Origin of the sequence: Pandoraea horticolens, from assembly GCF_902459555.1 — a bacterium.
GTDB classification, from domain to species: Bacteria; Pseudomonadota; Gammaproteobacteria; order Burkholderiales; family Burkholderiaceae; genus Pandoraea; species Pandoraea horticolens.
On record NZ_CABPSM010000003.1, the window covers coordinates 41738 to 66409 of the forward strand.

Sequence of the window (24672 nt, forward strand, 5' to 3'; positions counted from 1 at the left end):
ATCTCTTATTGTGGGAGACGACGGGCCGTCTGACACGACGGCATGGTTTTATAATCGCGCTTTGCCGGTCTTTTGCCTCACCCGGCATCTCTCGACGGAAAAACATGCAACAGATCAACGACTGCGGCGAGCGCGCGGCGTCGCGCGCTCCGGACATGCGGTATCGGGATGAGGAGATCAGGCGCGAGCGTATCCAGCGCGGCGTGATGGTCCATGGCGGCGATGACTCAAAGGACGAAGTCTGATGACGTTGTCTACGACGGCACTCGACGAACTCGACCGTAACCTGCTCGCGCTGTTGCGTGTGAATGCGCGCGAGAGTACGGCCAATCTGGCGCGCCGCCTCGGTGTGGCGCGCACCACCGTGGTGGCCCGCATCGGCCGGCTCGAGCAGGCCGGGGTCATCGCCGGCTACACCGTGCGACTGGGACAGGATGCCGCAGGCGGCGGGTTGCAGGCCTGCGTGGGCATCAGCGTGCAGCCGCGCTCAGGGCGCGACGTGATGCGGCGTCTGAACAAGATGCCCGAGGTTCACTTGCTGTGTACCGTCAGCGGGGAGTTCGACTATGTGGCCTGGCTGCACGCCGCGTCGCCGGACCAACTCGACGGACTGCTCGATACCATCGGCGAGATCGACGGCGTGGCCCGCACCACGACGTCGGTCGTGCTGGCCCGGAAAATCGATCGGGGCGGTGTGCTGCCTTGAACGTTGCAGGGCCGTCAGCCGCGTTGGTTCGACCGGTTCCTTTGTTACCAGCACGTGGTCGCCAAGGTGTCGCGCGGTGGCATGCGCCGATGACGGCGGATGACAAGGCCGCTATGTGCCCACGGGACTCAAAATCTCCGGCAAATCGTGCAATTCTGCCGCCGGTAATTTTCCGTAAACGGCCACTAAGAATTGCTGTGCGACCCCGCCGGTGCTCGCACACCCCTCGAATTTCCCGCTTATCCCCGTCTCGCCTTGACTTCGCACGTTTGTCTGACAGTGGCGAAGGTGTTAAAATTATTGAGAATTGTTTGCATTAACTTCCTCATCCATCTGGAGTGCGTATGCGTGTGAAATCCCTCGTGGCAGCGGTGTTGCTTGCCGGTGCGGCTACCCTGGCTCAGGCTGCCGAGTTTCCCATTGGCAAACCGTTTAATGCGGCGGGCATGGAAATCAATACGGTGTATCTCCAGCCGGTCACGATGGAACCGGCCGGCATGATGCACGATGCCGCCAAGTCGGACATCCACCTCGAGGCGGATATTCATGCGATTGCCAAGAACCCGAACGGCTATGCCGAAGGCGATTGGATTCCGGGGCTTGAGATCACGTACGAGCTGCAAAAGATGAAGGACGGCAAGCCGGATGGCGCCGCCGTCAAAGGCCTGATGATGCCGATGGTCGCGAGCGATGGTCCGCACTATGGCGATAACGTCAAGCTGGCGGGCGTCGGCAAGTACAAGCTGACGATGGTCGTCAACGCGCCGGGCACGCTGCAGGAGTTCGGTTGCAAGATGGGCGGCACGGCAGCCGCTGGCGCGCACGCTACGCATGGCGGCATGGGCCCGTGGTGCTTCGGCCGTCACGTCGACAAGGAAACGGGCGTGGGTCCGTGGTTCAAGCCGATTACCAAGGAAGCCGATTTCACTTTCTCGGGTATTGGCAAGAAGGGTGGCTACTAAGCCTGCATAACCCTGATTCAGCGTTGGCCTGGGGCCAGCGCTGTTTTCGTTTGGAGCACAAGGATGAATCAGCGCATCGCGCGCCTGCTGGCCACGATGGCGGCCCTGGTGGTGACTTTGTTGGCATTGGGCGGCGTGTCGCTTGCTCGTGCCGACGACTTGCCCACCTTCAGGCTGGAAATGAACAACGGCAAGCTTAACCCGGCGCGCATCGAGGTGCCGGCCGGCAAGCGCATCAAGATCGAGGTGCACAACACCGGAACGAATGCCGTCGAGTTTGAAAGTCTGCAACTGCGCAAGGAAAAGGTGCTGGCGCCGGGCGCGCAGTCGTTTGTGGTGATTTCACCGCTGCAGCCGGGCGAGTACAAGTTTTTCGACGATTTCCATCAGCAGGCGCAAGGCGTGATCGTCGCCAAGTAAGCCATGCGGAAGTCGTTTCAGTCACACGGTAAGACACGCATCACGAGAGGAATCACACGATGGGTCAGGTCATGTTCATCGTCTGGCGCGAAAGCGTCGAGGCATTGCTGGTTGTCGGCATTCTCCATGCCTGGCTGGCGAACCCGGAGCACGGTGCTAAGCGTGGCCTGCCCTATCTTTGGACCGGCGTCGCGCTCGGGATCGCAGCGGCCGCGGCGCTGGGCGCCGCACTGGTCGGTTTCACCGAAGTGCTTTCGGGTGATGCGCAGGATTACTTCCAGACCGCCATGGTATTGATCGCCTGTGTGTTGATCGTGCAGATGGTCTTCTGGATGAAGCGTCACGGGCGAACGCTCAAGCGCGACATGGAATCGTCGCTGCAGAAAAACCAGGATCGGGGCACATGGTGGGGCGTGCTCGTGCTGGTGGCGCTGGCCATTGCCCGCGAAGGCAGCGAGACGGCCATCTTTCTGTACGGCATCGGCTTCGGCCAGCAAGGCAGCGTGCCGCTGTCGATGTGGCTCGCGGTGCTGATCGGTTTCGTGCTGGCGCTTTTCACGTTCTGGCTGTTGCAGTTGGGCGGAAAGATCTTCTCGTGGCGCCTGTTCTTCCGCGTCACCGAAATCATGCTGCTGTTCCTGGCGGCGGGGCTGCTCGAGTCGGGGCTTGATCGTCTGATCTCGCTCGAGCTGGTACCGGCGCTGGTCGATCAACTGTGGGATACTTCCGCGATTCTTGACGATGCCAGCCCGTTCGGCAGCCTCGTCGCCACCCTGACGGGGTATCGCGCGCATCCGGCCGGCATGAATCTGTTGGTGTACGCTGTGTATTGGATATTCACGTGGGCGCTGCTCAAACGGGCAGGCGCTTCGCCCAGGCAAATCAAACCCGCCTGAGCGGGTCATGCGCAGCGGCAGGGAATGCGTCCCTGCCGCTGCGCCACAACGGTCTGAACGGAAGCGTCCGGGCAGGATCCGCAAGATCCGCCGAATCGACAAGCGCCGTCAGCCGGTAGGTCATCCCCCGACGTACGAGTTGAGCATGAGCATCGCCATACCTGTCCCGAATCGACTGGCCCGACTGGGCCTTTGGATGCAACACCACGGCAAGCTGATACGTGGCGTGCAGTGGGGCGTCGTGCTGGTTTATGCGTTCCTCATCTGCGTGCCGGTCATGATGCCGTTGCCTGACGAAACGGCACACATCCTCGATAACCTCACTGTCTTTGCGCAGTTCACGTTCTGGGGCATCTGGTGGCCGTTCGTGCTCATCAGCATGGTGCTCATGGGCCGTGTCTGGTGCGGTGTGCTGTGTCCGGAAGGCACGCTCTCGGAATTCGCGAGCCGCCATGGGCGCGGGCGCGCCATTCCCCGCTGGATGCGCTGGGGCGGCTGGCCGTTCGTGGCCTTCGCCGGCACGACCCTCTACGGTCAGATGGTCAGCGTCTACCAATATCCGAAGGCAGTGCTGCTGGTGCTCGGCGGTTCGACCGTCGGCGCGATGGTGATCGGCTATTTCTATGGGCGCGACAAGCGTGTGTGGTGCAAGTATCTGTGCCCGGTCAACGGCGTATTCTCGTTGCTGGCGCGTCTGGCGCCGTTCCACTTCAAGGTCAACGAAGACGCCTGGCGCCGGTCGTATCACACCAACGGCCACAAGATCATGCCGATCAACTGCGCGCCGCTCGTGCCGCTGCGCAACATGAAGGGGGGGGCGCAGTGCCATATGTGTGGGCGTTGCGCCGGGCATCGCGACGCCATCGAACTCACAAGCCGCTCGCCGAGCGAAGAGATCGTGAAGTTCGGTGCGACCGAGAACAATAGCGTGTGGGACAGCGTGCTCGTCATGTACGGTCTGCTTGGCGTGGCCATCGGCGCGTTCCACTGGACGGTGAATCCGTGGTTCGTCGCCACCAAGACCATGCTGGCCACGTGGCTCATTGATCACAACATCATGTGGCCGTTCGAGACGAACGCCCCGTGGTTCGTGTTCACCAATTACCCCGATCAGAGCGACGTCTTCACGTGGCTCGACGGCGGCATGGTCGTCACGTACATCCTGGGCAACGGCCTGCTGCTGGGCCTGGCCTTCACGATTCTCTTCGCGCTGGCCAACCGGGCGATGGGACCGTGGCAGACGTCGCGATTCAATCATCTGGTGCAGTCGCTCATTCCGATCGCCGGGGCCGGGGTGTTCATCGGCCTGTCGGCCACGACGATCAGCCTGTTGCGTGCCGAGCATCTGCCGGTGTACTGGGCCAACGACGTGCGGGCGGCCATTCTCGCCGCGACCACGCTGTGGAGCCTGTGGCTGGGCTGGCGCGTGACCGGCCGTCACGCACGCTCGTTCGGGCGCCGTCTGGCCGGCATGGCGGGTGTCGTGGCGGCGCTGGCGCTAGTCAACTGGCTCTGGCTGCTGATGTTCTGGATATGGTGACGCAACGGGTGACTGGCGCGTCCCGATTGGCGAGCCTTCGGCCCGTGGCCTACAATGTCGCCACAAGTCTTTCTGTGTAACGCCCATGTTGCTTGCTCAACGCCTGCCGCTTTATTTCCGCCTCGTTCGCCTCGATAAGCCGATCGGCACCGTGCTGCTGCTGTGGCCGACGCTCGCGGCGCTGTGGATCGCATCGAACGGGCATCCCGACCTGCTGCTGCTTGCGATCTTCACGCTCGGCACGTTCCTGATGCGCTCGGCGGGCTGCGCCATCAACGATTACGCCGACCGCGACTTCGACAGGTTCGTCAAACGCACGAAAGAGCGTCCGATCACGTCGGGACGCATTCGTGCATGGGAAGCGCTCGCCGTGGCTGCGACGCTCGCACTCGTGAGCTTCCTGCTGATTCTGCCGCTCAACGCGCTGACCAAGTGGCTGTCGATTCCCGCGCTGTTCGTCGCGGGCACCTATCCGTTCACCAAGCGCTTTCTGGCGATTCCGCAGGCCTATCTCGGCGTAGCGTTCGGTTTCGGCATTCCGATGGCTTTTGCTGCCGTGCAGGATCAGGTGCCGGTCGTCGCATGGGTGCTGCTGCTCTCGAATGTGTTCTGGTCGGTGGCGTACGACACCGAATATGCGATGGTCGATCGCGACGACGACCTGAAGATCGGCATCAAGACGTCGGCGATCACGTTCGGACGCTTCGACGTGCTGGCGATCATGCTCTGTTACGCCGGCGCACTCGGCATTCAGACGGGCGTCGGCGTATATCTGGGCTTCGGCTGGCCGTTCTGGCTGGGCATGGCCGTGGCGGTGAGCTTCGCCATTTACCATTACTTCCTGATTCGCGGACGCGAGCGTATGCCGTGCTTCGCGGCGTTCCGCCATAACAACTGGCTCGGTGCCGCCGTATTCGCGGGCATTGCCGGACATTACCTGCTGACGGCATAAGCGCCGGTGCAGCATCCTCTGCGTCACGCTCACGCATCGTCAGGCAAACATACCCAACAAAACGGCCCGCATGCGGGCCGTTTGTCTTTGCTGCGTCTGAAGGGCGTGTGTCAGGCGTCGCCCAACTCGTCGCCGAGTTCCTTGGCGCGGGTGTTCGCCGCATGGACGCCGCGCACGATGGCTGCCTTGATGGCGTCGCGCTCGAACGAGCTAAGCGCGGCAAACGTCGTGCCGCCCTTGGACGTCACGCGCTCACGCAGCACGCTCACCGGCTCGCTCGATTGCGCGGCCAGTTGCGATGCCCCGGTGAACGTGGCGATGGCCAACTGGCGTCCCTGCTCGGGCGTGAAGCCCAGTTCCTGAGCTGCCTGCTCCAGCGCTTCGATGAAATAGAACACGTATGCCGGACCGCTGCCCGAGATCGCCGTCACGCCGTCGAGCTGACTTTCTTTTTGAACCCAGACGATTTGCCCTGCGGCGCCCAGCACATTCTCGGCACGCTTGCGCTGGTCGGAATCGACGCCCGAGAGCGCGGCCAGACCGGTGATGCCCATGCCGATCAGTGCGGGCGTGTTCGGCATGCAGCGCACGATCTGGTTATGGCCGCCGAGCCAGCGCGCCAGATCGGACGCACGAATGCCCGCGGCAATGCTGATGACCAGTTGGCCGTTCAGGTGCGGTTGGAGGGCTTGCGCGACGTCTTTGAGGACTTGCGGTTTGACAGCCAGCACGAGCGTGTCGTAATCGCGCAGGCGATCATTGGGGGCGCTGGCGGTCTCGACGCCATACTGTTTGGCGAGGCTTTCACGGGTCGATTCGTTGACGTCGATCGCGAGAATGTCGCGCGGGGCAGTGCCGCGCTTGACGAGTCCGCCGATCAGGGCATTGGCCATGTTGCCGCCGCCGATGAATGCAATTCTCATAACCATCCTTTGCGTTGCGTATGTCATTACCTCTTGCTGCGGCGAGCCGTCACGAGGCGCTCGCCGCCGGGGCGCGCCGCGATCAGGCCCGGGGGCCGTAATCGCGCGCACCGAAAATAGCGGTGCCGATACGCACCATTGTCGCACCCTCGGCAATCGCCGCCTCGAGATCGCCTGACATGCCCATCGACAGCGTGTCGAGGGCTAGTCCATTGGCGCGCAGCGCGTCGAACAACTCGCGTACGGCCTTGAACGGTGCGCGTTGGCGAGCCGGATCGTCTTCGGGTTCAGGAATTGCCATCAGGCCGCGCAATCGCAGATTCGGCAGGGCGGCGATGGCGCGCGCGACCGCGGGCACATCCGCAGGCGCGACGCCGCTCTTGCTCGCTTCGCCGCTGATGTTGACTTGCAGGCAGACTTGCAGGGGCGGGAGGTTCGCTGGCCGTTGGGCGCTCAGTCGTTCGGCGATCTTCAGTCGATCGACCGAATGCACCCAGTCGAAATGCTCCGCCACCGGCCGCGTCTTGTTGCTTTGCAATGGGCCGATGAAATGCCACTCGAGCGGTTGGCCGTCGACCGTCTCTCCTGAGAGTGCGGCCATCTTGTCGAGCGACTCCTGCACGTAGTTCTCGCCGAAAGCGCGCTGTCCGGCGGCGAGCGCTTCGCGCACGGCGTCGGCGCCAAACGTCTTCGAGACGGCGAGCAAATGCACGCTACCCGCCGGGCGGCCGGCGTCGGCAGTGGCACGGGCGATCCGGGAGAGGACGTCGTCGAGGTGTGCTGCGATGGTCGACATGAGGCAGGTTCGGGCGTCGGTAGGGCGTCTGTAGGGCGGTGTCGTTGGCGCGGGGGGCGTTGCAACGGCGTTGCAGGTCAACGATTATAGCTGTGCCTGCGCCCGAGGTGCTACCCCGGAAAAAACGAGGTGCTACCCGCGCCGTTTGCGCTGTTCGGTGCGCCTGACGCACGCCGAACGGTCACGACACGCGGCTTGTGGCAGACTTTGCGGTGCCAACATCGACAGGGAGCCACAGATGAGCGCGAATTCGCAGCATGTGTACGATTTTTCAGTCCAGACGCTGTCGGGCGAAACCGTCAGCCTGTCGCAGTACCGTGGCAAGGTGCTGCTGATCGTCAACACGGCGAGCGAGTGCGGCTTCACGCCGCAGTACGCTGGTCTGCAAACGCTCTACGAACAACTCGGCCCGCGCGGCTTCGAGGTGCTCGCGTTTCCGTGCAACCAGTTCGGCAAGCAGGAGCCGGGCGACGCACAGGCCATTCGCAGCTTCTGCGATCTACGCTTTCACGTCACGTTCCCGATGTTCGCCAAGGTCGACGTCAAAGGGCCGGACGCCGCACCGCTCTACGCCTATCTCACACAGGAAAAGCGAGGCGTGCTGGGGACGAAGGCAATCAAGTGGAATTTCACGAAGTTTCTCGTCGACGCGCAGGGCAACGTGGTGGCGCGTTATGCGCCGACGGCGAAACCCGAAGCCATCCGTGCGGACATCGAGAAGCTGCTGCCGGCCTGAGCGAGATGTCCGCGTCAGGCTGTCCTCAGGCGGGCAGGCTGGCTCAAAACCCGAAATGTTAACGAATGACTTGCCGCAGACGGGCGGCATGCGAGCGCAGTGCGGCAGGACGAGCGGAGTCGTCTGCCGCTTCACGCAGGGCGATGCGGGCACCCGTGCCAGCGCTCAACGTCACCCAGCCGGAGGTCTCGACAACGTGAACCTGTCCGGCTGAGAGCGGGACGGTGCTCCGCCAAAAGCTCGCCGCCAGCCAGCGCGGCGCTGCCGTAAGCAGAACATCCCCGCGTTCGATATGGAGCACCGTGCCAAGGCCCATATAGGCGTAAAACGATTGCCCGTGTGCTAACGAGAGGTGTGACGGGAGCCGGGCAGGCGAGCCGCTTTCGGCGTTGGCAGGCAAGGCGACGCGTGGCGAGGACAGAGGCCAGTCAGCGCGCCTGGCGTCGCCGATATCTCGTACCCGCGTCGAATCGGAGGAAAAGAGGGGCGACTGGGGCTTTGCCATGAGGGGCTCCGGGGTGTTGAACAGATGGGTACAGCGTATCGGTCGCCAGACGCTCCCGGTAGGCACACAGTTGCGCTGTTTCGCGCGTAACAGAGCGGCTTCCGGCAATCTGTTACGATGCCGATTCAACGAATCTGTATCTGTTATGGTCGCGTGCAATATCCGATCATCTGCGCATGGACGCCGTTACTCCCACGCTCGCCGCCCCGGACACCGAGCCGCTCATCGCGGACACCCCGAAGGCATCTCCCGCCGCCACGCCGTCGCCAGCGGCTTCGGAGGATCGCACGCCGCTTTATCGTCAGCTAGCCGACCATTACCGCCACGCCATCGAGGCGGGCACGCTCGTGCCGGGCGACCGCATGCCGAGTGTGCGCACCTTGATGGAGCGGCATCAGGTCAGTCTGTCGACGGCCTTGCAGACGTGCCGTCATCTTGAGGCGCAGGGGGTGCTCGAGGCACGTCCGCGTTCGGGTTACTTCGTGCGCACACCTGCCCGGGCGAGCCTCGTGCCGGTGGCCGAGCCGCGTCCGTGGGTGCCCGATCTGATGCAGTACGTGGGCATCAATCAGCGCGTGTCGTCGATCCTCGCGAGGGGGCTTCAGGCGGACGTCAAAGTCAATTTCGCGGTCGCCCATGGCTCCCCGTCGCTCTACCCGGTCAACGAACTTCAGCAGGCCACCATCCGGGCGTTGCGCGACAACCCGCTGCTCTACGGCACGCCGCCGCCCGGTGGCGGAGAAGCGCGTTTCCGTTGCGCGATCGCCCGGCGCGCGCTCGAAGCGCGCATGAACATCAATCCCGAGGAAATCGTCGTCACGCACGGCTGTATCGAGGCGGTCAATCTCGCGTTGCGTGCGGTGGCATCAGCGGGCGACGTGGTCGCCGTCGAATCGCCGACGTACTACGCGCTGCTGCAAACACTGGAGAGCATGGGCATGCGGGCGCTCGAAATTCCCACGAGTCCGCAGACGGGGATCTCGCTCGAAGCGCTTCAATTGGCGAGCGAGACCTACGACAACATCAAGGCCGTGATCGTCGTGCCGCATTTCCAGAATCCGCTCGGGTCGGTCATGCCCGATTCGCACAAGGCGCAGCTTGTGAAGTGGGCGGAGTCGCGCGGCGTGGCGATCATCGAAGACGACACTTACTCGGCGCTGGGCGATGATGGCAATATTCCGGCCGCCATCCGCTCATGGGATACATCGGGCAACGTGATTCACTGCGCATCGCTGCACAAGACGATGGCGCCGGGCATGCGGCTCGGCTGGATCGCGGGCGGCAAGTGGCAGTGGCGAGTGGAGATGCTCAAGTACGCGCAGACGCGCCCGAACGAAGCGCTCGCGCAGATCGCGATGGGCGAATTCATGGATTCCCCTCGTTACGATCGTCACCTGCGCCGCTTGCGGGCGCAGCTACGCGAGCATCGGGCGGCGATGGCAGAGGCGATCGCCACCCATTTCCCGGCGGGCACACGTCTGACATTGCCTGCCGGTGGACTAAGCCTGTGGGTGGAAATGCCGGGCAGCGTCAGTTCGGAGCGACTGTTCGATGCGGCGCTCGCCAAGGGGATTCGTGTCGCGCCGGGCAGTCTTTTCTCGAACTCGTCGCGCTACGACCACTTCCTGCGCATCAACGGCGGTCAGCCGTTCACGCGAGAGGTCGAGAAGGCGGTGCGCACACTGGCGACGGAAGTCTCGCGCTTGCTGGATACGAATGGCTGAGCGGCCGGGAGGGTAAGGCCCGGCACATCGCAGCACATCGCGGCATACCGCCGCATATTGCCGTGAATGCGCTCAGAACTCCGGATACATCCGCCCCGGATTGAAGATGCCCGCCGGGTCGAACACCGACTTCAGATTGCGGTGGATGCGCATGAGCGGTGCGGGCAGGGGCGTGAACACACCCACGCCGGGCTCACCGTAGCGGAAGAGCGTGGCGTGTCCACCGTCTTGCCGCGCCGCCGATCGCACGATCTGCGCGTCGGCGTCGGTAATCCACCAACGCTGTGCGCCGCCCCACTCGATGAGTTGTTTGCCAGGTAAGCGGTGCGGTTCGGCGGTCGACGGCACGGCCAGACGCCACAGCGCCTGGCCCGGTCCCGCATCGGCGAAGAAGTTGTCCGTCTGCTCGCGGATCGCGTGCCAGAACTTGGCGGCGTGAATGGCGTCGACCAACTCCCCGCCCATTTTCACGCGCGCGGCCTTGATCGCTGCCGATGCTCCCGCCAGACGAATCACCAGCAAATCGTTGCGCCAAGCACTGCCTGTGATCGGCAACGGTTGCCCGCCCCATTCATTGAGCTTGCGCACGGCATCAACGGCGTTCATTTCGAATTGCAGCGTCAGTTCGGCAAACGGCTGCGGCAACACCTTGAGCGACACTTCGAGAATCAGGCCCAGCGTGCCCAGCGAACCGGCGAGCATGCGCGAGACATCGTAACCCGCGACGTTCTTCATCACCTGACCGCCGAAGTTCAGCACATGACCGCGCCCGTCCATCAATTTGGCGCCGAGAACGAAGTCGCGCACGGCACCCACGGCACTACGGCGAGGCCCGGCGAGCCCGGCCGCCACCGCACCGCCGATCGTCGCGCCCGGCCCGAAGTAGGGCGGCTCGAAGGGCAGCAACTGATTACGCTCGGCGAGCGCCGCCTCGATGTCGGCGAGCGGCGTGCCGCAGCGCGCCGTGATGACCAACTCTGCCGGGTCGTAGGCCACGATGCCGCTGTAGGCGCGTGTGTCGAGCACGTCCCCCACGCGCTGTTGGCCGTACCACGCCTTGGTGCCGCCGCCACGAAGCTGAAGCGGTGCACGGCGTGCCGTGGCATGTTCGATGACGGCGCGGAAGTTCTCGAGAGTGTCGTTCGTGTCGGTCATCAGCTCGGTTCTGGCGGCGGTGGCGTGTCGGATTGATAGGGGGGCAGCTCACTGCCGCAGTGCTTGCAGTAGCTCGCATTGGCGTCGTGCCCTTCGGTAAGGCATTGCTGGCAGGTGCGCGTGGTGATGGCATTCTTGCGCATGACCGAATGGATTTCCGCACCCATGATGCCCGTGGGAATCGCAATCACGCTGTAACCGAGCAGCATCACGAACCCAGTGATCGCCTTGCCCAGTCCGGTGACCGGCACCACATCGCCATAGCCGGTGGTCGTGAGCGTGACGATGGCCCAGTAGATGCCCACCGGAATGCTGGTGAAGCCGTGCTCCGGTCCCTCGATGATGTGCATGAGCGTGCCGAAGATCACCACGATGATCGAGATGAATCCGAGAAACACGAGGATTTTGCGGCGCGCGTTGTAGAGCGCGATGCTGAGCACGCCGGCTTCGTTCACATACGCCGTGAGCTTGAGAATTCGGAACGCGCGCATCAGACGCAGCAAACGCACGTCGATCAGCCCATGCAGTTCGGGCACGAGAATCGCGAGATACGTCGGCAGAATGGAGAGCAGATCGATAATGCCGTAGAACGACAGCGCGTAACGCAGCGGTCGATGCGCGCTCAGCAGCCGCGCGATGTACTCGGCCGTAAAGAGCAGGGTAAAGAACCATTCGAGAATCGCCATCGGCAGCGACGCCGTAGCCTGCACGGCAGGCACGCTTGAGACGATTACCGTGAGTACCGACAGCACGATGGCGATAAGCAGCGCGATGTCGAACAGCCGCCCTTCGCGTGTATCGGCCTCGAAGATGATGATGTACAGCCGCTGCCGCCAATCGTGCGGCATCCAATCTGACAGCGGGCGCATATCAGAACCTCGGCAGGTCGGGGTGCGGCAGCAGGCCGCCGCGCACGTGCAGCTTGCCGTATTCGGCGCAACGGGCTCGCGTGGGAATTCCCTTGTCCGGATTGAGCAGCCCGACCGGATCGAACGCGCGCTTCACGCCGAAGAAGGCATCGCGCTCCTCAGCCGAGAACTGCACACACATCGAGTTGATTTTTTCGATGCCCACGCCGTGTTCGCCCGTGATGGTGCCGCCGAGTTCGACGCACGCTTCGAGAATGTCGCAACCGAACGCTTCGGCGCGATGCCATTCGTCGAGGTCGTTGCCGTTGAAAAGAATGAGCGGATGCATGTTGCCGTCTCCCGCGTGAAAGACGTTAATACAGCGCAATCCGTATTGTTGTTCCAGACCTTCGATGCGTTTGAGTAACGTCCCAATCGCCCGGCGAGGAATCGTACCATCCATGCAGTAATAGTCTGGCGAAATGCGTCCGGCCGCAGGGAACGCATTCTTGCGTCCCGACCAGAAGCGCAGGCGCTCTTCCTCACTGCGGGAGATCTGCAAGCGTGTCGCGCCCGACGTGCGCAGTACATGGGAGATGCGCATGATCTCCTCGGCGACTTCTTCCGGCGTGCCGTCCGATTCGCACAGCAGGATCGCCGCCGCTTCAAGGTCGTATCCGGCGTGAACGAACTCCTCGACGGCTTGCGTAGCCGGCTTGTCCATCATTTCGAGTCCGGCGGGGATGATGCCGGCCGCGATGATCGCCGCCACGGCGTTGCCACCGGTCTCCACATCGTCGAAGCTCGCCATGATCATCTGCGCTGTCTGTGCCTTGGGCACCAGCTTGACGGTGATTTCCGTCACCACGCCGAACATCCCCTCACTGCCAATGAAGACCGACAGTAGGTCGAGTCCGGGCGCATCGGGGCCGAGCGAGCCGAATTCGATCGCTTCGCCGGACATCGTGATGGCACGCACGCGCAGCACGTTGTGCACCGTCAGGCCGTACTTCAGGCAGTGCACACCGCCCGAATTCTCCGCCACATTGCCGCCGATGGTGCAGGCGATCTGCGACGACGGATCAGGTGCGTAATACAGGCCGTAAGGCGCAGCCGCCTCCGAGATCGCCAGATTGCGAACGCCCGGCTGCACGGTCGCCGTTCGCGCGTAAGGATCGATCTCGACAATCTTCTTGAACTTGGCGAGCGAGAGCACCAGGCCATCGGAGATGGGCATCGCGCCGCCAGAGAGGCTCGTGCCCGCGCCGCGTGGCACCACCGGAATGCCCAACTGATGGCAGGCTTGCAGAATGCGCTGGACCTGCGATTCGGACTCGGGCAGCACGACCGCGAGCGGCACGCGGCGATACGCGGCGAGACCATCGCACTCGTAAGGCGTGGTGTCTTCGCGGCGATGCAGAATGCAATGCGGCGGCAGGATCTGGGTGAGCGCGTCGAGCAGCTGACGCCGACGCGCTTCGAGGGCGTCGGCGTCAGCGGGCGCGGCAGCCGCCTGGGGCGGGCCGGATTGACCTTGCGGGGTGACGGGCGCGTTCATGCGGCGCTCAGCCCGCCGAGCGCAACCGGAAAATCTTGCCCGGATTGAGCAGATTGTGCGGATCGAGCGAGGTCTTGATCGCGCGCATGACATCGATGGCGTCTTCGCCGTGCTCGGTCACGAGAAAGCCCATCTTGTGCAGGCCCACACCGTGCTCGCCCGTGCACGTGCCCCCCATGCGGATCGCGCGCTCGACGATGCGCTGGTTGAGCTGTTCGGCCTCTTCGATCTCTTCGGGCTTGGCCGGATCAATGAGGATCGCCACGTGGAAATTGCCGTCGCCGACGTGACCCACGATCGGGCATGGCAAGCTCGACGCGCGCAGGTCTTCCTCGGTTTCGCTGACACACTCGGCCAGACGCGAGATCGGCACGCAGACGTCCGTCGTGACCGCGCGACAGCCTGGTTTGAGCTGGAGCATCGCGAAGTACGCGCTATGACGCGCGGCCCACAGACGGTTGCGGTCTTCGGTACGCGTGGCCCATTCGAAGCCGGTGCCACCGTTTTCCCTGGCCAGTTCTTCGACGGTCTCCGCCTGCTCCTTCACGCCGGCATTGCTGCCGTGGAATTCGAAGAACAGCGTTTGCGTCTCGGGCAGTTCCATCTTGGAATGCTTGTTGATGGCGCGCACGGCCAGTGCATCGACGAACTCGACGCGCGCCACCGGCACGCCCAACTGAATCGTCTGGATGACGCAGTTCACTGCATCCGTCATGCTGGGGAACGAACAGATCGCGGCCGACACGGCTTCCGGCTGTGGATACAGACGCACCGTCGCCTCGGTGATGATGCCCAGCGTGCCTTCACTGCCGACGAAGAGGCGCGTGAGGTCGTAACCGGCGGAGGATTTGCGCGCACGCGTGCCGGTGTGGATCACGCGGCCGTCTGCGAGCACGACGCTCAGCGCGAGTACGTTTTCGCGCATCGTGCCGTAACGCACGGCATTGGTGCCGGAAGCGCGCGTAGCACACATGCCGCCAATACTGGCGTCGGCGCCGGGGTCGATCGGAAAGAACAGGCCGGTGTCGCGCAGGGCTTCGTTGAGCGCCTTGCGGGAGATGCCCGGCTGCGCGGTGACGGTCAGGTCTTCCGCATTGATCGACACGACCTGATTCATTTCCGAGAGATCGAGCGACAGACCGCCCTCGACGGCGAGCAGGTGGCCTTCGAGCGACGAGCCGGCGCCGTACGGAATGATGGGGACGTCGTATTTGGCGCACAGTTTGACGATCTGCGAGACTTCGTCGGTGCTGTGCGCGAAGGCGACGGCGTCGGGCAGCATGGGGTCGAACGGAGACTCGTCCCTGCCGTGATGCTCGCGCAGCGCCTCCTTGGTGCTCACGCGCTCACCCAGCAGGGCTTGCAACTCGGTGAGCAGGGCGTCTGGAAACGGACGCTTGGCGGCGAACGGCAGATGGGGGTGATTCACGGCTTTCTCCTTCGGGTCTCCGGGCGGCCAACGCCGGCAGGCGATGGCAGGCTCCATATCGGGTGTGGGGTCTCGGGCATGGGCCAGCAACGCCGGACGGTCAATGGTTCGGCGGGCGCACACCCTGACACCTCATGAGCGAGGATTTTACGCCGTGACGGCGTTTTTCCCCACCCTTTGCGTCATATCATACGGACTTGCCGCCAAAGCATGCCATCGGAATTGCCTGAAAAATGAGCAGCGAGGGCCGCGGTGGTCAATTTCAATCAAAGAAGGCAGGTCGTCCGGCGGCCGAACGTGGGGCGCCGGCAGGCAAGATATGCCGTAAGGGGTAGGTGTCAGAAGATGGGTAATCGTTTGAGCAAGATCGTCACGCGCACGGGCGACGGTGGCAAGACCGGCCTTGGGGACGGCGCACGCGTGGACAAATTCAGCCTGCGTATCATCGCCATCGGCGAGATCGACGAGACCAATTCACACATTGGCGTGTTGCTGTGCGAAGACCTGCCGCCGGACGTGCGCGCCATGCTGCTCGATATTCAGCACGATCTGTTCGATCTCGGCGGGGAATTGAGCATGCCGCGTCACACGTTGCTTGGCGATGCCCAGGTGGCCAAGCTCGATGACTGGCTGGCGCACTACAACGCCGATCTGCCGAGTCTGAAGGAATTCATTCTGCCGGGCGGCACGCGTGCCGCGGCGCTGGCGCACGTGGTGCGGACCGTGTCGCGCCGGGCCGAGCGCGCCATGGTGGCGCTCGGTGCCGAAGAGACGGTGGCCCCGGCGCCGCGTCAGTACGTCAATCGTCTGTCCGATCTGATGTTCGTGCTTGCCCGGGTACTGAACCGCGCGGCCGGCGGCACCGACGTGCTGTGGAAGCGCGACCGGGCCGAGGGCGGGGCGCAGTAGGGCTCAGTGCGGCTCTGACTGCACCGCTGCCACTGAAACAAGGGCGGCCCCGGGCCGCCCTCGACATCAGTTGCCCGTGCCGCGAGTCAGACGGCGTGCACGCACGGCGTCCGCCAGCGTATCGAGCACCTTCAGGCTGTCTTCCCAGTCGATGCAGGCATCGGTGATGCTCTGACCGTAGGTCAGCGGCTTGCCCGGCACGTGGTCCTGACGGCCGGCAACGAGGTGCGACTCGACCATCACGCCAATGATGCGGTCGTCGCCACCGGCGATCTGGCGCGCGATGTCCTCGCACACCGGGATCTGGTTCTCGTGCTTCTTCTGGCTGTTGGCGTGCGACGCGTCGATCATCACACGTGCAGCCAACCCCGACTTGGCGATGTCGTCGCACGCGATCTGCACGCTGGCCGCATCGTAGTTGGGCGTCTTGCCGCCGCGCAGGATCAGGTGGCAGTCCTCGTTGCCTGATGTCGACACGATGGCCGAATGGCCGCCCTTGGTCACCGACAGGAAATGGTGCGGCTGCGATGCGGCCTTGATGGCGTCGACGGCAATCTTCACATTGCCGTCCGTGCCGTTCTTGAAGCCGACCGGGCACGACAGGCCCGACGCCAGTTCGCGGTGCACCTGCGATTCGGTGGTCCGTGCGCCAATGGCGCCCCACGACACGAGATCGGCGATGTACTGCGGGCTGATCATGTCGAGGTATTCCGTACCGGCCGGCAGCCCCATTGCGTTGATCTGGGCGAGCAGTTCGCGAGCGAGGCGCAGGCCGTCGTTGATCTTGAAGCTATTATCCATGTGCGGGTCGTTGATCAGACCCTTCCAGCCCACCGTCGTGCGCGGCTTCTCGAAGTACACGCGCATCACGATCTCGAGTTCGCCCTTCAGACGCTCGCGCTGCTCGGTCAGGCGCGCGGCATATTCCAGCGCGGCTTTCGTATCGTGGATCGAGCACGGGCCGATGATGACGACGAGGCGGTCATCCATACCGTGCAGCACGCGGTGAATGGCACTGCGCGTGCGATGGATGAGGTCCGCGCTCTTTTCCGAGCAGGGGTACTCGCGAATCAAATGCGCCGGCGGCGTCAGTTCTTTGAGTTCACGAATACGAACATCATCGGTGTTGTGGGGAGGCATGCTTTTTTCTCCTGGGCAGTTCGGACTGCGGTGCGATTCTCGGGATGCGGGTCAAAAAAAAACCGCCAGACTCGCTGGCGGTTTTTCAGGATTCGTTTCGGTGCTTACTGCTGCAACTCCCCCTCTCCTTCCGCCAGCGGTGTGAGATTCGCAAAAAAGTAAAAATAAAACTTATTGGCGGTCATGAGGGATGTCGTTGACATTGCATTGCAAGCATTTGCCGTGCACTGGAACAACTTTATACGCCTAATCGAACGACGCTGCAACCGTGTGAGGCCGCTGAACGGCAGGAAAACGCGCGGAAATGCTGCGCCATGGTTGGTATATTTGCGTCAAATAAGCGCATTATTCCAACAATACGCAAAAACGCCCGGTTTGCCCCGGGCGCTTTGCTATGCTTTACGCATTTTCTGCGGTGCGCCATCCGACGCGTGACATCGGACGTGCCGGCCGGCCTTACGCCGTGCCGCCGACGGTCATGTTTTCCATGCGCAGCGTCGGCTGGCCAACGCCCACGGGCACGCTCTGGCCTTCCTTGCCGCACACGCCGACGCCCGAATCGAGCGACATATCGTTGCCGATCATCGTCACGTCCTTGAGCGATTCGGGGCCGTTGCCGATCAGCGTGGCGCCCTTGACGGGATACGTGATCTTGCCGTCTTCGATCATGTAAGCCTCGGACATCGAGAACACGAACTTGCCGTTCGTGATGTCGACCTGTCCGCCGCCGAAGTTCACGGCATACAGACCATGCTTGACCGACGCGATGATTTCCTCGGGGTCCTTGTCGCCGCCAAGCATGTACGTATTGGTCATGCGCGGCATCGGCAGCGCGGCATACGACTCGCGGCGGCCGTTACCCGTGACCGGCATCTTCATCAGACGCGCATTCAGGCTGTCCTGCATGTAGCCTCGCAGAATCCCGTCTTCGATGAGCGTGGTGCACTGCGTCGCATTGCCTTCGTCGTCGATATTCAGCGAGCCGCGGCGGTTCGACAGCGTGCCGTCGTCAACGACCGTGACGCCCTTGGCGGCCACACGTTCGCCGAGGCGTCCGGAGAACGCCGAGGAACCCTTGCGGTTGAAGTCGCCCTCCAGCCCGTGACCGATGGCTTCGTGCAACAGCACGCCGGGCCAGCCCGGTCCGAGCACGACGGTCATCGCACCGGCCGGCGCCGGGCGCGCGTCGAGTTTGACGATGGCGCCGTCTACCGCTTCCTGGACGTACTTTTCGAGCAGATCGTCAGTGAAATAAGCGTAATCGAGGCGTGCGCCGCCGCCGCTGGTGCCGATTTCGCGGCGTCCGTTGGATTCGACGATGACGGTGACCGACACGCGCACGAGCGGGCGCACGTCGGCGGCGATCACGCCGTCGCTGCGCGCCACCAGCACGACGTCGTATTCCCCGGCCAGACCGGCCATGACTTGCTGCACGCGCGGATCGCGCGCACGGGCCAGCTTTTCGATGCGCTCGAGCAATGCCACCTTACCGTTGGCGTCGAGCGAGGCCAGCGGATCGGACGGCAGGTAGAGCCCGTTACCGGCGGCGTTGGCGAGCTTGCTGCCGACCTTCACGCGTCCGCGTCCGGCCGTGGCGATGCTGCGCGTGGCGGCGGCCGCGTCCTTCAGGGCGATGTCGGAGATGTCGTCGGAGTAGGCGAATGCGGTGCGGTCGCCCACGATGGCGCGCACGCCCACGCCCTGATCGATCGAGAACGAACCTGATTTCACGATGCCTTCCTCGAGGCTCCACGCTTCGCTGCGCGTGTACTGGAAGTACAGGTCGGCGTAGTCCACGCGGTGCGTGAAGATGTCGCCAAGTGCGCGTTGCAGGTGGCTTTCGTCGAGGCCGTACGGCGTGAGCAGCAGCTCGCGGGCCGTGGCCAGGTTCTGGATGCCGGTATCGATGATTTTCATGCGGTGTCAGGCCAAGGAAATGTATTCGGTAAATGAGGGCGGAATCGGGGAAATCAACCTTGCAGCACGCGATGCCGCCACGCGGGCAGGCTCTGACGCACGCCGGCCAACCGGGCCGGGTCGATGTCGCCAATGACCACGCCGGCGCCGTCCGCTTCTCGCTGGGCGACGATGTCGCCCCACGGGTCGATCAGCATGGAATGCCCCCAGGTGCGCCGCCCGTTTTCGTGGTGTCCGCCCTGCGCGGACGCCAGCACGTAACACTGGTTCTCGATGGCCCGCGCGCGCAGCAGGAGTTCCCAGTGCGCGCGGCCCGTCGTGTAGGTAAAGGCGGCGGGTACGACCATGAGCGTACAGTCGCCCATGGCACGGTACAACTCGGGAAAACGCAGGTCGTAGCAGACCGACAGGCCCACGCGCCCGAACGGCGCTTCAAACGTGCATACGGCATCGCCTGGCCGAATGGTGCGCGCTTCATCGTAGGCTTCTTCGCCTTTGACGAAGTTGAACAGGTGAATCTTGTCGTAACGCGCGGCCGGCGTACCGTCGGGGCCGAAGACCAGCGTGGTGTTGAGCACGCGCTCCGGTTCGGGCGCGGCCAGCGGCAGCGTGCCGCCGATGAGCCACACGCCGTGACGGCGGGCCGTCTCGGCGAGAAAGTTCTGAATCGGCCCGTCGCCCGGGGTCTCGCGCAGGGCGAGCTTGTCGGTGTCGCGCTGGCCCATGTAGCAGAAGTACTCGGGCAGCAGCACCAGTTGCGCGCCGGCGTCTGCCGCCTCGGCGACCAGACGGCCGGCTTCGCGGAGGTTTCGTTCGACGTCGGGGGCACTCACCATTTGCGCGGCCGCGACGCGCGCAATGGCGTCGGCGGGCGTGGGTACGGCGGCTGACTTCGTGTCGGGACTCGTCATGTAATGGCTGGATTCGGAGCGGGTAACCGTGTCGGGCTTACAGGCGTTTCAAGCGGAGCGTTTCGGAAGCCTCCGGATGCGCTCAGTTGCCGGGTATACCGATCGGCGGGACGCTGTTTGGCGCCTCAGGCCGAGCGACCGGGGATGCGTCGATCTTACTCTTATTGCCGCTGGACTGTCCGATGACCGGATTGTCCCAGGAACCGGTCACATGATAGGTCGTCGAGAGCGTACGCGAGAGCTGCTCGCCCAACGCCAGTTGCGCAAAGAACGAGCCGATGCCCAGCGCGGGGTTGACGATGGCCCACGCGAGCGACGCCGACGCCGCATTGATCTTCGGCAGCACCAGCACGTTCAGGTCCTGCGTCTCGCGGGCGAGGTCGGTGTGCCCGTTGATCTTGATCGTCGCCGTACTGGAATTGATGGTCAGATCATCGGTGTTCGCCACACCGGCTTGCATGGTGGCATTGCCTTCGATGCTGTCGAACGGCAGGCCGCTGCCGATCACGCTGTTGAAGTCGAACGTCAGGATCTTGGCGAGCGTCTGCACCGACAGAATGCCCAGCAGCTTGGCCAGTCCGGGGTCGGCCTTCAGAATCTGCCCGCGCTTGAGGTCGATCGCGACCTTGCCGCCGAGCGTGGGGTAATCGATGGCGTCGGGGCCGCCGCGCCAGCCGAAGCGGCCCGAGACGGTGCCCGAGCCGTCCTTGAGGGTCTTGGGCAGGCCCAGACGATCAAGCAGCCCGCCCGCGTCCTTTACATTGAGATTGAAGTCGAGCACCGTGCGCCGAGGCACATCGTCGTCACTGCCTGCTGCCGCCGTGCGGCGGCGCGACGTGCGCCAGTTGCCCTTGACGTCGAGCGTGGCGGCGCTGTTGCTCAGTTCCAGCTTGGTGAGCTGCCACACGGGCACACCGTCCTCGACATCGTTGTACGCGTTCAATTGCAGGCGGCCCAGCGGTTTGTTGCGCAGCACGAAATCGTTGGCGACGAGATCGATGGCCGGGAATTCGTCGCTCGGCTCGTCGAGAACTTGCGTGAGCACATCGCTGCCTTGGTCTTCGCGCGGGATCACCAGTTTCGCCAGCCGTGCGCGGATGGCGCCCGACGGGTTCTTCGCATCCGGGGCATGCCATTCGGCGAAGCCGGAGACCAATTCGGACGCCAGGCTCACCTGCCAGTCTCGATCACTGCGCTGGGCCCCCACAACCAGTTCCGGCCACTGACGCGACATCAGGCGCACCTGCCTGGCATGCAGCGCCAGACGCGTCGGCAGGTAAGGCGTGATCGCCCCGAACTCGTCGCGTGCGGCGGCTGCCGTGGAGGCGGGAGCGGTGCCGGGCGCGGGCGGCGTGCCTTGTGCGCCGGGCGTGACCGCATCGCTGCTGAGCGCCGCGATCACACCGCGCCACGCGTCCACGTCGAGCGTATCGAACTGGGCGGCGACCTGCACGCCCTCGCGCGGGGCCGGCACCGGCTGGTTGATGCCGATACCGCCGCGCAGCACTTCGACGTGTCCGCTATTGCCGCTGGCACGTTGCTGAACGTAGTTGCCCTGCACACTGCCGATGGCGAAGTCGAGCGTATCGATGCGACGCCCGCCTGGGTTCGCCTGCGGGCGCAACGTGAAGCGTGCGGGCAGCGCCGTCTCGGCGCTCTTGCCGAGCGGTGAGGGCAGGTTCACGGCCAGACCGGCGAGTGTGGATTGCACGGCCACATCGGTCATGCCCTGACGCACCGTGACCGCTGCGGTGTAGGGCGTGCTGCCCGTCATGCGCTTGGCCAATTGCGCCAGCGTGGCGTTCTCACGGTTCTCACGCAGTCCCTGCGCGCTCATCGTGCCGTTGATGTTCAGGGCGATGGTGCCGTCGTCGCGGCTGCCGCCCGAGGCGCGGACGTCGCCGCCGAGGAACGTGCCGCGCAGATTGTCGAGCGAGATGCCGCGTTCGGTGAAGGCCAGTTCGCCGTCCACCGCACCGAAGGCCGGCAGCCCGCTGAGCAGCGTGACATCGTTGCGCAGGAACCGCGCGCGTCCTGTGACCTTCGTGCGGTCGGTGTGCTCCAGCGGCATTGACAACTGCATCGCCAGCTGCGTTGTGCCGCTCGCGCGCGTCTCGTCGGTGAAGTCGCCGATCCAGTGGCCTATCGGGCTGCTGTTCAGGTACTTCACGAAATCTGCGGCCGGGCCGCGTGCGTCGCCCTTGAGGGTGAGCACCGAGTTGTCTTGTCCGATGTCGTTGATGTCGCCCAGGACCTGGCTGAGCGTCACGCCAAAGACCGAGCCGCTGTCGATGGCGATGTGCAGCTTGTCGGCATCGAAGCGCAGATTGCCGCGTACTTTCTCGAAGGCGGGCCAGACTTCCGTGTGACCAGGACGCAATGGCGAGGGGTTGAAGGTGACGTCCGCCAGCGGGATGTCGAGGCGGAACTTGCCGTCGCCCTTGCCGTACGGGAAGTCCTCGAGATCGCCTTGCACGGCGAACGGTGCGTTCTGCACGGTGCCCGCGGGCAGGGCACGTTGCAAATAGTCGCGTACGCTCGCACCGATGTCTGTCGGCAGATAGCGAGGCACCGCATTGGCGTTCGCGCGCACGATGCTGCCCTTCAGGTCGACGATGCCGTTGCCTTTGCCGCCGTTATGCCATGTGCCGCTCACATCGCCCGACAATTCGGCGTTTTGCAGATGCAGGGCATCGACTTGCACCTGCACGTCTGCCGGGGCGTCGTGCTTGGTCGCCGAGTAGGACACACGCCAGGACGTGCGCGCGGTGAACGTGTCGAGGTCGATGCGCGGCTGGTCGAAGCGGCCGGGGAAATCGAGCGTGGCGTTCTTCGCGCTCAATGTCAGGTTGCCGCGCGACTGATCCGCGTCGATATGGCCGCTCAGATTGGCAAAGCCGGGGCGCCCCGCGTTGGGGGTGTCGGGAGACGCAGGCGGATGCTGGCTCGGCGCGCTGTCGATGCCCAGCGACTCAAAATCGGCCACCACACGGTAGCGATCGCGTTCGGGCGGCAGTTGCTTGATGCCCGGAAGATCGCGCCAATTGCCCGGGCCGTGGGGCTTGGGCGCTTGATAGCTGATGTCGAAATTGGCCAGGCGGCCGCGCGGCCGGAAGCTCGCGAGCGCGTCGCGCGTCTGCGTGTCGACGGGCAGCGACGGCATGAGCGCCATGGCGGCGCCGATGTCGAAGCGCGGACCCGCGAGCGTCACATGCAGACCGCGCGTATCGGTGCCGGGGATATAGGTGCCGTGCAGGTCGGGGATATCGAGCGCCGGACGGCCCGTGGCCTGCAACGTCAGATCGCGTGCGCGCAGATTCCAGCCGGCGTTGGCCTGCGGTCCTGCACGGGTCACGTCGATTCGGCCCTGTGTCGCGTCGAAGGTGAGTGGCGGCAGGTCGTCGGCCAAGTGCACCGAGGTGTTCTCGCCGGCGGTGCGCAGTGTGGCTCCCGTGAGCGTCCCGCTGTCGAAATCGACCCATGCGCGTGCGGCGACACGGCCGCGCGACCCCTTGCCCGGCAGATCGACGTAACGGGCCAACTCCGCCAGATCGAGCGTGCCGATATCGCCGTAGATCTGACCGCGCCAGCGTTTGATTTCACTGGGGCGAGTGAACAGCGGATTGGTGAAACGCGCACGAATGTCGAGCGGCGCGACGATGCCCGGCGGCGGATTCGCCTGCATGCCGAAGCGATGCTCGAAGCCGCGATTGCGCAGCATCGCATTGACCTGCGAGACGACCCCCTCGGGTACATCGCGTGTGGCGTCGCGCCAGCGCACGGTGCCGTTGCGTACAACGATGCGTGCCTGACGCATGAGCCAGTCGGCTGCCTGGGTGTTGGTCGCGCCGCCGTTACCGGCGACGGGGATGCCTGCGACGAGGATCGTGCCGTCGGCGAGCCGCTCGACGGTGACATCCGGTTCGTACAGCGTGAGGCTCGACAGACGCAGGTCGAAATGGATCAGGCTGGTCCACGAGAGCACGGCGTCGAGACGGTGCAGCGTCAGGCTGGGTTCGACGGGCGGTGGCGCGCCGGGCGGCGCTCCCGATGCATGAGTCGCACCAGGCGGATTGCCCGACGCCACAGGCCCCGATGCGCCGGACGCCTCGTATGGCGCCGTCCGGCGCGCGCTCGGCACCGGTGTGGCTCCGCGGGGAATCGCAGAGGCCTCGGGCGGTGCACTGGGCGCGGCGCGCATGATGCGCACTTCGTCGAGCGTGAGGTAGGGGTGCCAGCCGCGCCAGACGGCGTCGACGCGGCCGATGGTGACGGGCAGGCCAATGGCGCGCGTCGCGGCCGCCTCGATTTGCGGGCGGTAATCCGACACACGCGGAAGGATGACGTACCGGGTTGCGAGCACGACGGCGCCCAGCCCGAAATAGCCGATGACGATGAGCGCCAGCAGCCATTCCAGACCCAGGCGCAAGCCACGCGGCAGTGACGAGAACCAGGACCGGGTCGCAGTCGGCGAGGCGGGCGGCTTACGGTCGGTCATGCTGCGCGTCTACGAAGGAATGTGGTAGTTTCTGTGGCAAAGACTGTAACACAAGCTCAAGACGCTCCGAAGGCCAAGCCGTAGGAGAAACAGACATGTGATCCGGCGTTTCATCGCGCCTCGGTAAGCATGCGAAAGTCTCTTCAT

General features: G+C 64.2%; 21 protein-coding genes. 10 read left to right on the top strand and 11 right to left on the bottom strand.

All coding sequences use genetic code 11. The features are described from left to right. Positions 1 to 104: 104 nt before the first annotated feature. From PHO31112_RS27105 to ubiA, 7 genes are all read left to right on the top strand, one after another. Positions 105 to 245 carry a hypothetical protein gene (locus tag PHO31112_RS27105; protein WP_174995585.1) on the top strand — a complete coding sequence of 47 codons (141 nt, stop codon included), beginning with the start codon at positions 105 to 107 and terminating at the stop codon, positions 243 to 245. Next, entirely contained in the window at positions 245 to 706 is a 462-nt protein-coding gene (locus tag PHO31112_RS06875; protein WP_150619828.1) for an Lrp/AsnC family transcriptional regulator, read from the top strand. The genes PHO31112_RS27105 and PHO31112_RS06875 overlap by 1 nt, the downstream gene beginning before the upstream one ends. 344 nt (positions 707 to 1050) lie before the next feature. Further along, on the top strand, positions 1051 to 1668 hold the full coding sequence (locus tag PHO31112_RS06880; protein WP_150619829.1) for an iron transporter: 618 nt from the start codon (positions 1051 to 1053) through the stop codon (positions 1666 to 1668). A gap of 63 nt (positions 1669 to 1731) precedes the next feature. Then, positions 1732 to 2088, top strand: coding sequence for a cupredoxin domain-containing protein (locus tag PHO31112_RS06885; RefSeq protein WP_150619830.1), 357 nt, complete (start codon positions 1732 to 1734; stop codon positions 2086 to 2088). 59 nt (positions 2089 to 2147) lie between these two features. After that, entirely contained in the window at positions 2148 to 2984 is an 837-nt protein-coding gene (locus PHO31112_RS06890; protein WP_150619831.1) for an FTR1 family iron permease, read from the top strand. 145 nt (positions 2985 to 3129) lie between these two features. Next, complete coding sequence (locus PHO31112_RS06895) at positions 3130 to 4524, top strand: 4Fe-4S binding protein (protein ID WP_150619832.1); 1395 nt, start codon at positions 3130 to 3132, stop codon at positions 4522 to 4524. Between the two features lie 85 nt (positions 4525 to 4609). Then, complete coding sequence (gene ubiA, locus PHO31112_RS06900; RefSeq protein WP_150619833.1) at positions 4610 to 5476, top strand: 4-hydroxybenzoate octaprenyltransferase; 867 nt, start codon at positions 4610 to 4612, stop codon at positions 5474 to 5476. Between the two features lie 110 nt (positions 5477 to 5586). Here ubiA and proC read toward each other — a convergent pair whose 3' ends face one another. Both proC and PHO31112_RS06910 read right to left on the bottom strand, forming a co-directional pair. Beyond that, positions 5587 to 6399 carry a pyrroline-5-carboxylate reductase gene (gene proC, locus PHO31112_RS06905; protein WP_150619834.1) on the bottom strand — a complete coding sequence of 271 codons (813 nt, stop codon included), beginning with the start codon at positions 6397 to 6399 and terminating at the stop codon, positions 5587 to 5589. A gap of 82 nt (positions 6400 to 6481) precedes the next feature. After that, positions 6482 to 7195 carry a YggS family pyridoxal phosphate-dependent enzyme gene (locus PHO31112_RS06910; RefSeq protein WP_150619835.1) on the bottom strand — a complete coding sequence of 238 codons (714 nt, stop codon included), beginning with the start codon at positions 7193 to 7195 and terminating at the stop codon, positions 6482 to 6484. A 238-nt stretch (positions 7196 to 7433) separates the two neighbouring features. On the opposite strand from PHO31112_RS06910, the gene PHO31112_RS06915 reads away from it, so the two are divergent. Continuing rightward, positions 7434 to 7931: a glutathione peroxidase gene (locus tag PHO31112_RS06915; protein ID WP_150619836.1), complete on the top strand. Its 498-nt coding sequence runs from the start codon at positions 7434 to 7436 to the stop codon at positions 7929 to 7931. Between the two features lie 58 nt (positions 7932 to 7989). Here PHO31112_RS06915 and PHO31112_RS06920 read toward each other — a convergent pair whose 3' ends face one another. After that, complete coding sequence (locus tag PHO31112_RS06920; RefSeq protein ID WP_150619837.1) at positions 7990 to 8436, bottom strand: hypothetical protein; 447 nt, start codon at positions 8434 to 8436, stop codon at positions 7990 to 7992. A gap of 176 nt (positions 8437 to 8612) precedes the next feature. On the opposite strand from PHO31112_RS06920, the gene PHO31112_RS06925 reads away from it, so the two are divergent. Next, on the top strand, positions 8613 to 10160 hold the full coding sequence (locus PHO31112_RS06925) for an aminotransferase-like domain-containing protein (RefSeq protein ID WP_246177815.1): 1548 nt from the start codon (positions 8613 to 8615) through the stop codon (positions 10158 to 10160). A 72-nt stretch (positions 10161 to 10232) separates the two neighbouring features. On the opposite strand, the gene glcE is transcribed toward PHO31112_RS06925, so the two are convergent. The 4 genes from glcE to PHO31112_RS06945 are packed head-to-tail and all read right to left on the bottom strand — an operon-like array spanning position 10233 to position 15150. Then, positions 10233 to 11315 carry a glycolate oxidase subunit GlcE gene (gene glcE / locus PHO31112_RS06930; protein WP_150619838.1) on the bottom strand — a complete coding sequence of 361 codons (1083 nt, stop codon included), beginning with the start codon at positions 11313 to 11315 and terminating at the stop codon, positions 10233 to 10235. Then, positions 11315 to 12184 (bottom strand): ion transporter, encoded by an 870-nt coding sequence (locus PHO31112_RS06935; RefSeq protein WP_150619839.1) that lies wholly within the window; start codon positions 12182 to 12184, stop codon positions 11315 to 11317. The genes glcE and PHO31112_RS06935 overlap by 1 nt, the downstream gene beginning before the upstream one ends. Before the next feature lies 1 nt (position 12185). Further along, complete coding sequence (locus PHO31112_RS06940; protein ID WP_174995591.1) at positions 12186 to 13721, bottom strand: FAD-linked oxidase C-terminal domain-containing protein; 1536 nt, start codon at positions 13719 to 13721, stop codon at positions 12186 to 12188. Positions 13722 to 13728: 7 nt separating this feature from the next. Beyond that, the gene (locus PHO31112_RS06945) at positions 13729 to 15150 is read right to left on the bottom strand and encodes an FAD-binding oxidoreductase (RefSeq protein ID WP_150619840.1); all 1422 of its coding nucleotides are present in this window, start codon (positions 15148 to 15150) and stop codon (positions 13729 to 13731) included. Between the two features lie 345 nt (positions 15151 to 15495). Between PHO31112_RS06945 and PHO31112_RS06950 the strand changes: the two genes are divergently transcribed. Beyond that, entirely contained in the window at positions 15496 to 16059 is a 564-nt protein-coding gene (locus tag PHO31112_RS06950; protein WP_150619841.1) for a cob(I)yrinic acid a,c-diamide adenosyltransferase, read from the top strand. A gap of 66 nt (positions 16060 to 16125) precedes the next feature. Here the strand turns inward: PHO31112_RS06950 and aroG are convergent, their stop codons facing one another. The 4 genes from aroG to PHO31112_RS06970 form a co-directional block, all read right to left on the bottom strand. Continuing rightward, on the bottom strand, positions 16126 to 17199 hold the full coding sequence (gene aroG / locus PHO31112_RS06955) for a 3-deoxy-7-phosphoheptulonate synthase AroG (protein ID WP_150619842.1): 1074 nt from the start codon (positions 17197 to 17199) through the stop codon (positions 16126 to 16128). Positions 17200 to 17655: 456 nt separating this feature from the next. Then, positions 17656 to 19116, bottom strand: coding sequence for a metalloprotease TldD (gene tldD, locus PHO31112_RS06960; RefSeq protein WP_150619843.1), 1461 nt, complete (start codon positions 19114 to 19116; stop codon positions 17656 to 17658). A gap of 53 nt (positions 19117 to 19169) precedes the next feature. Beyond that, the gene (locus PHO31112_RS06965; RefSeq protein WP_150619844.1) at positions 19170 to 20027 is read right to left on the bottom strand and encodes a carbon-nitrogen hydrolase family protein; all 858 of its coding nucleotides are present in this window, start codon (positions 20025 to 20027) and stop codon (positions 19170 to 19172) included. Between the two features lie 82 nt (positions 20028 to 20109). After that, entirely contained in the window at positions 20110 to 24525 is a 4416-nt protein-coding gene (locus PHO31112_RS06970) for a YhdP family protein (protein ID WP_150619845.1), read from the bottom strand. Between the last annotated feature and the right edge of the window lie 147 nt (positions 24526 to 24672).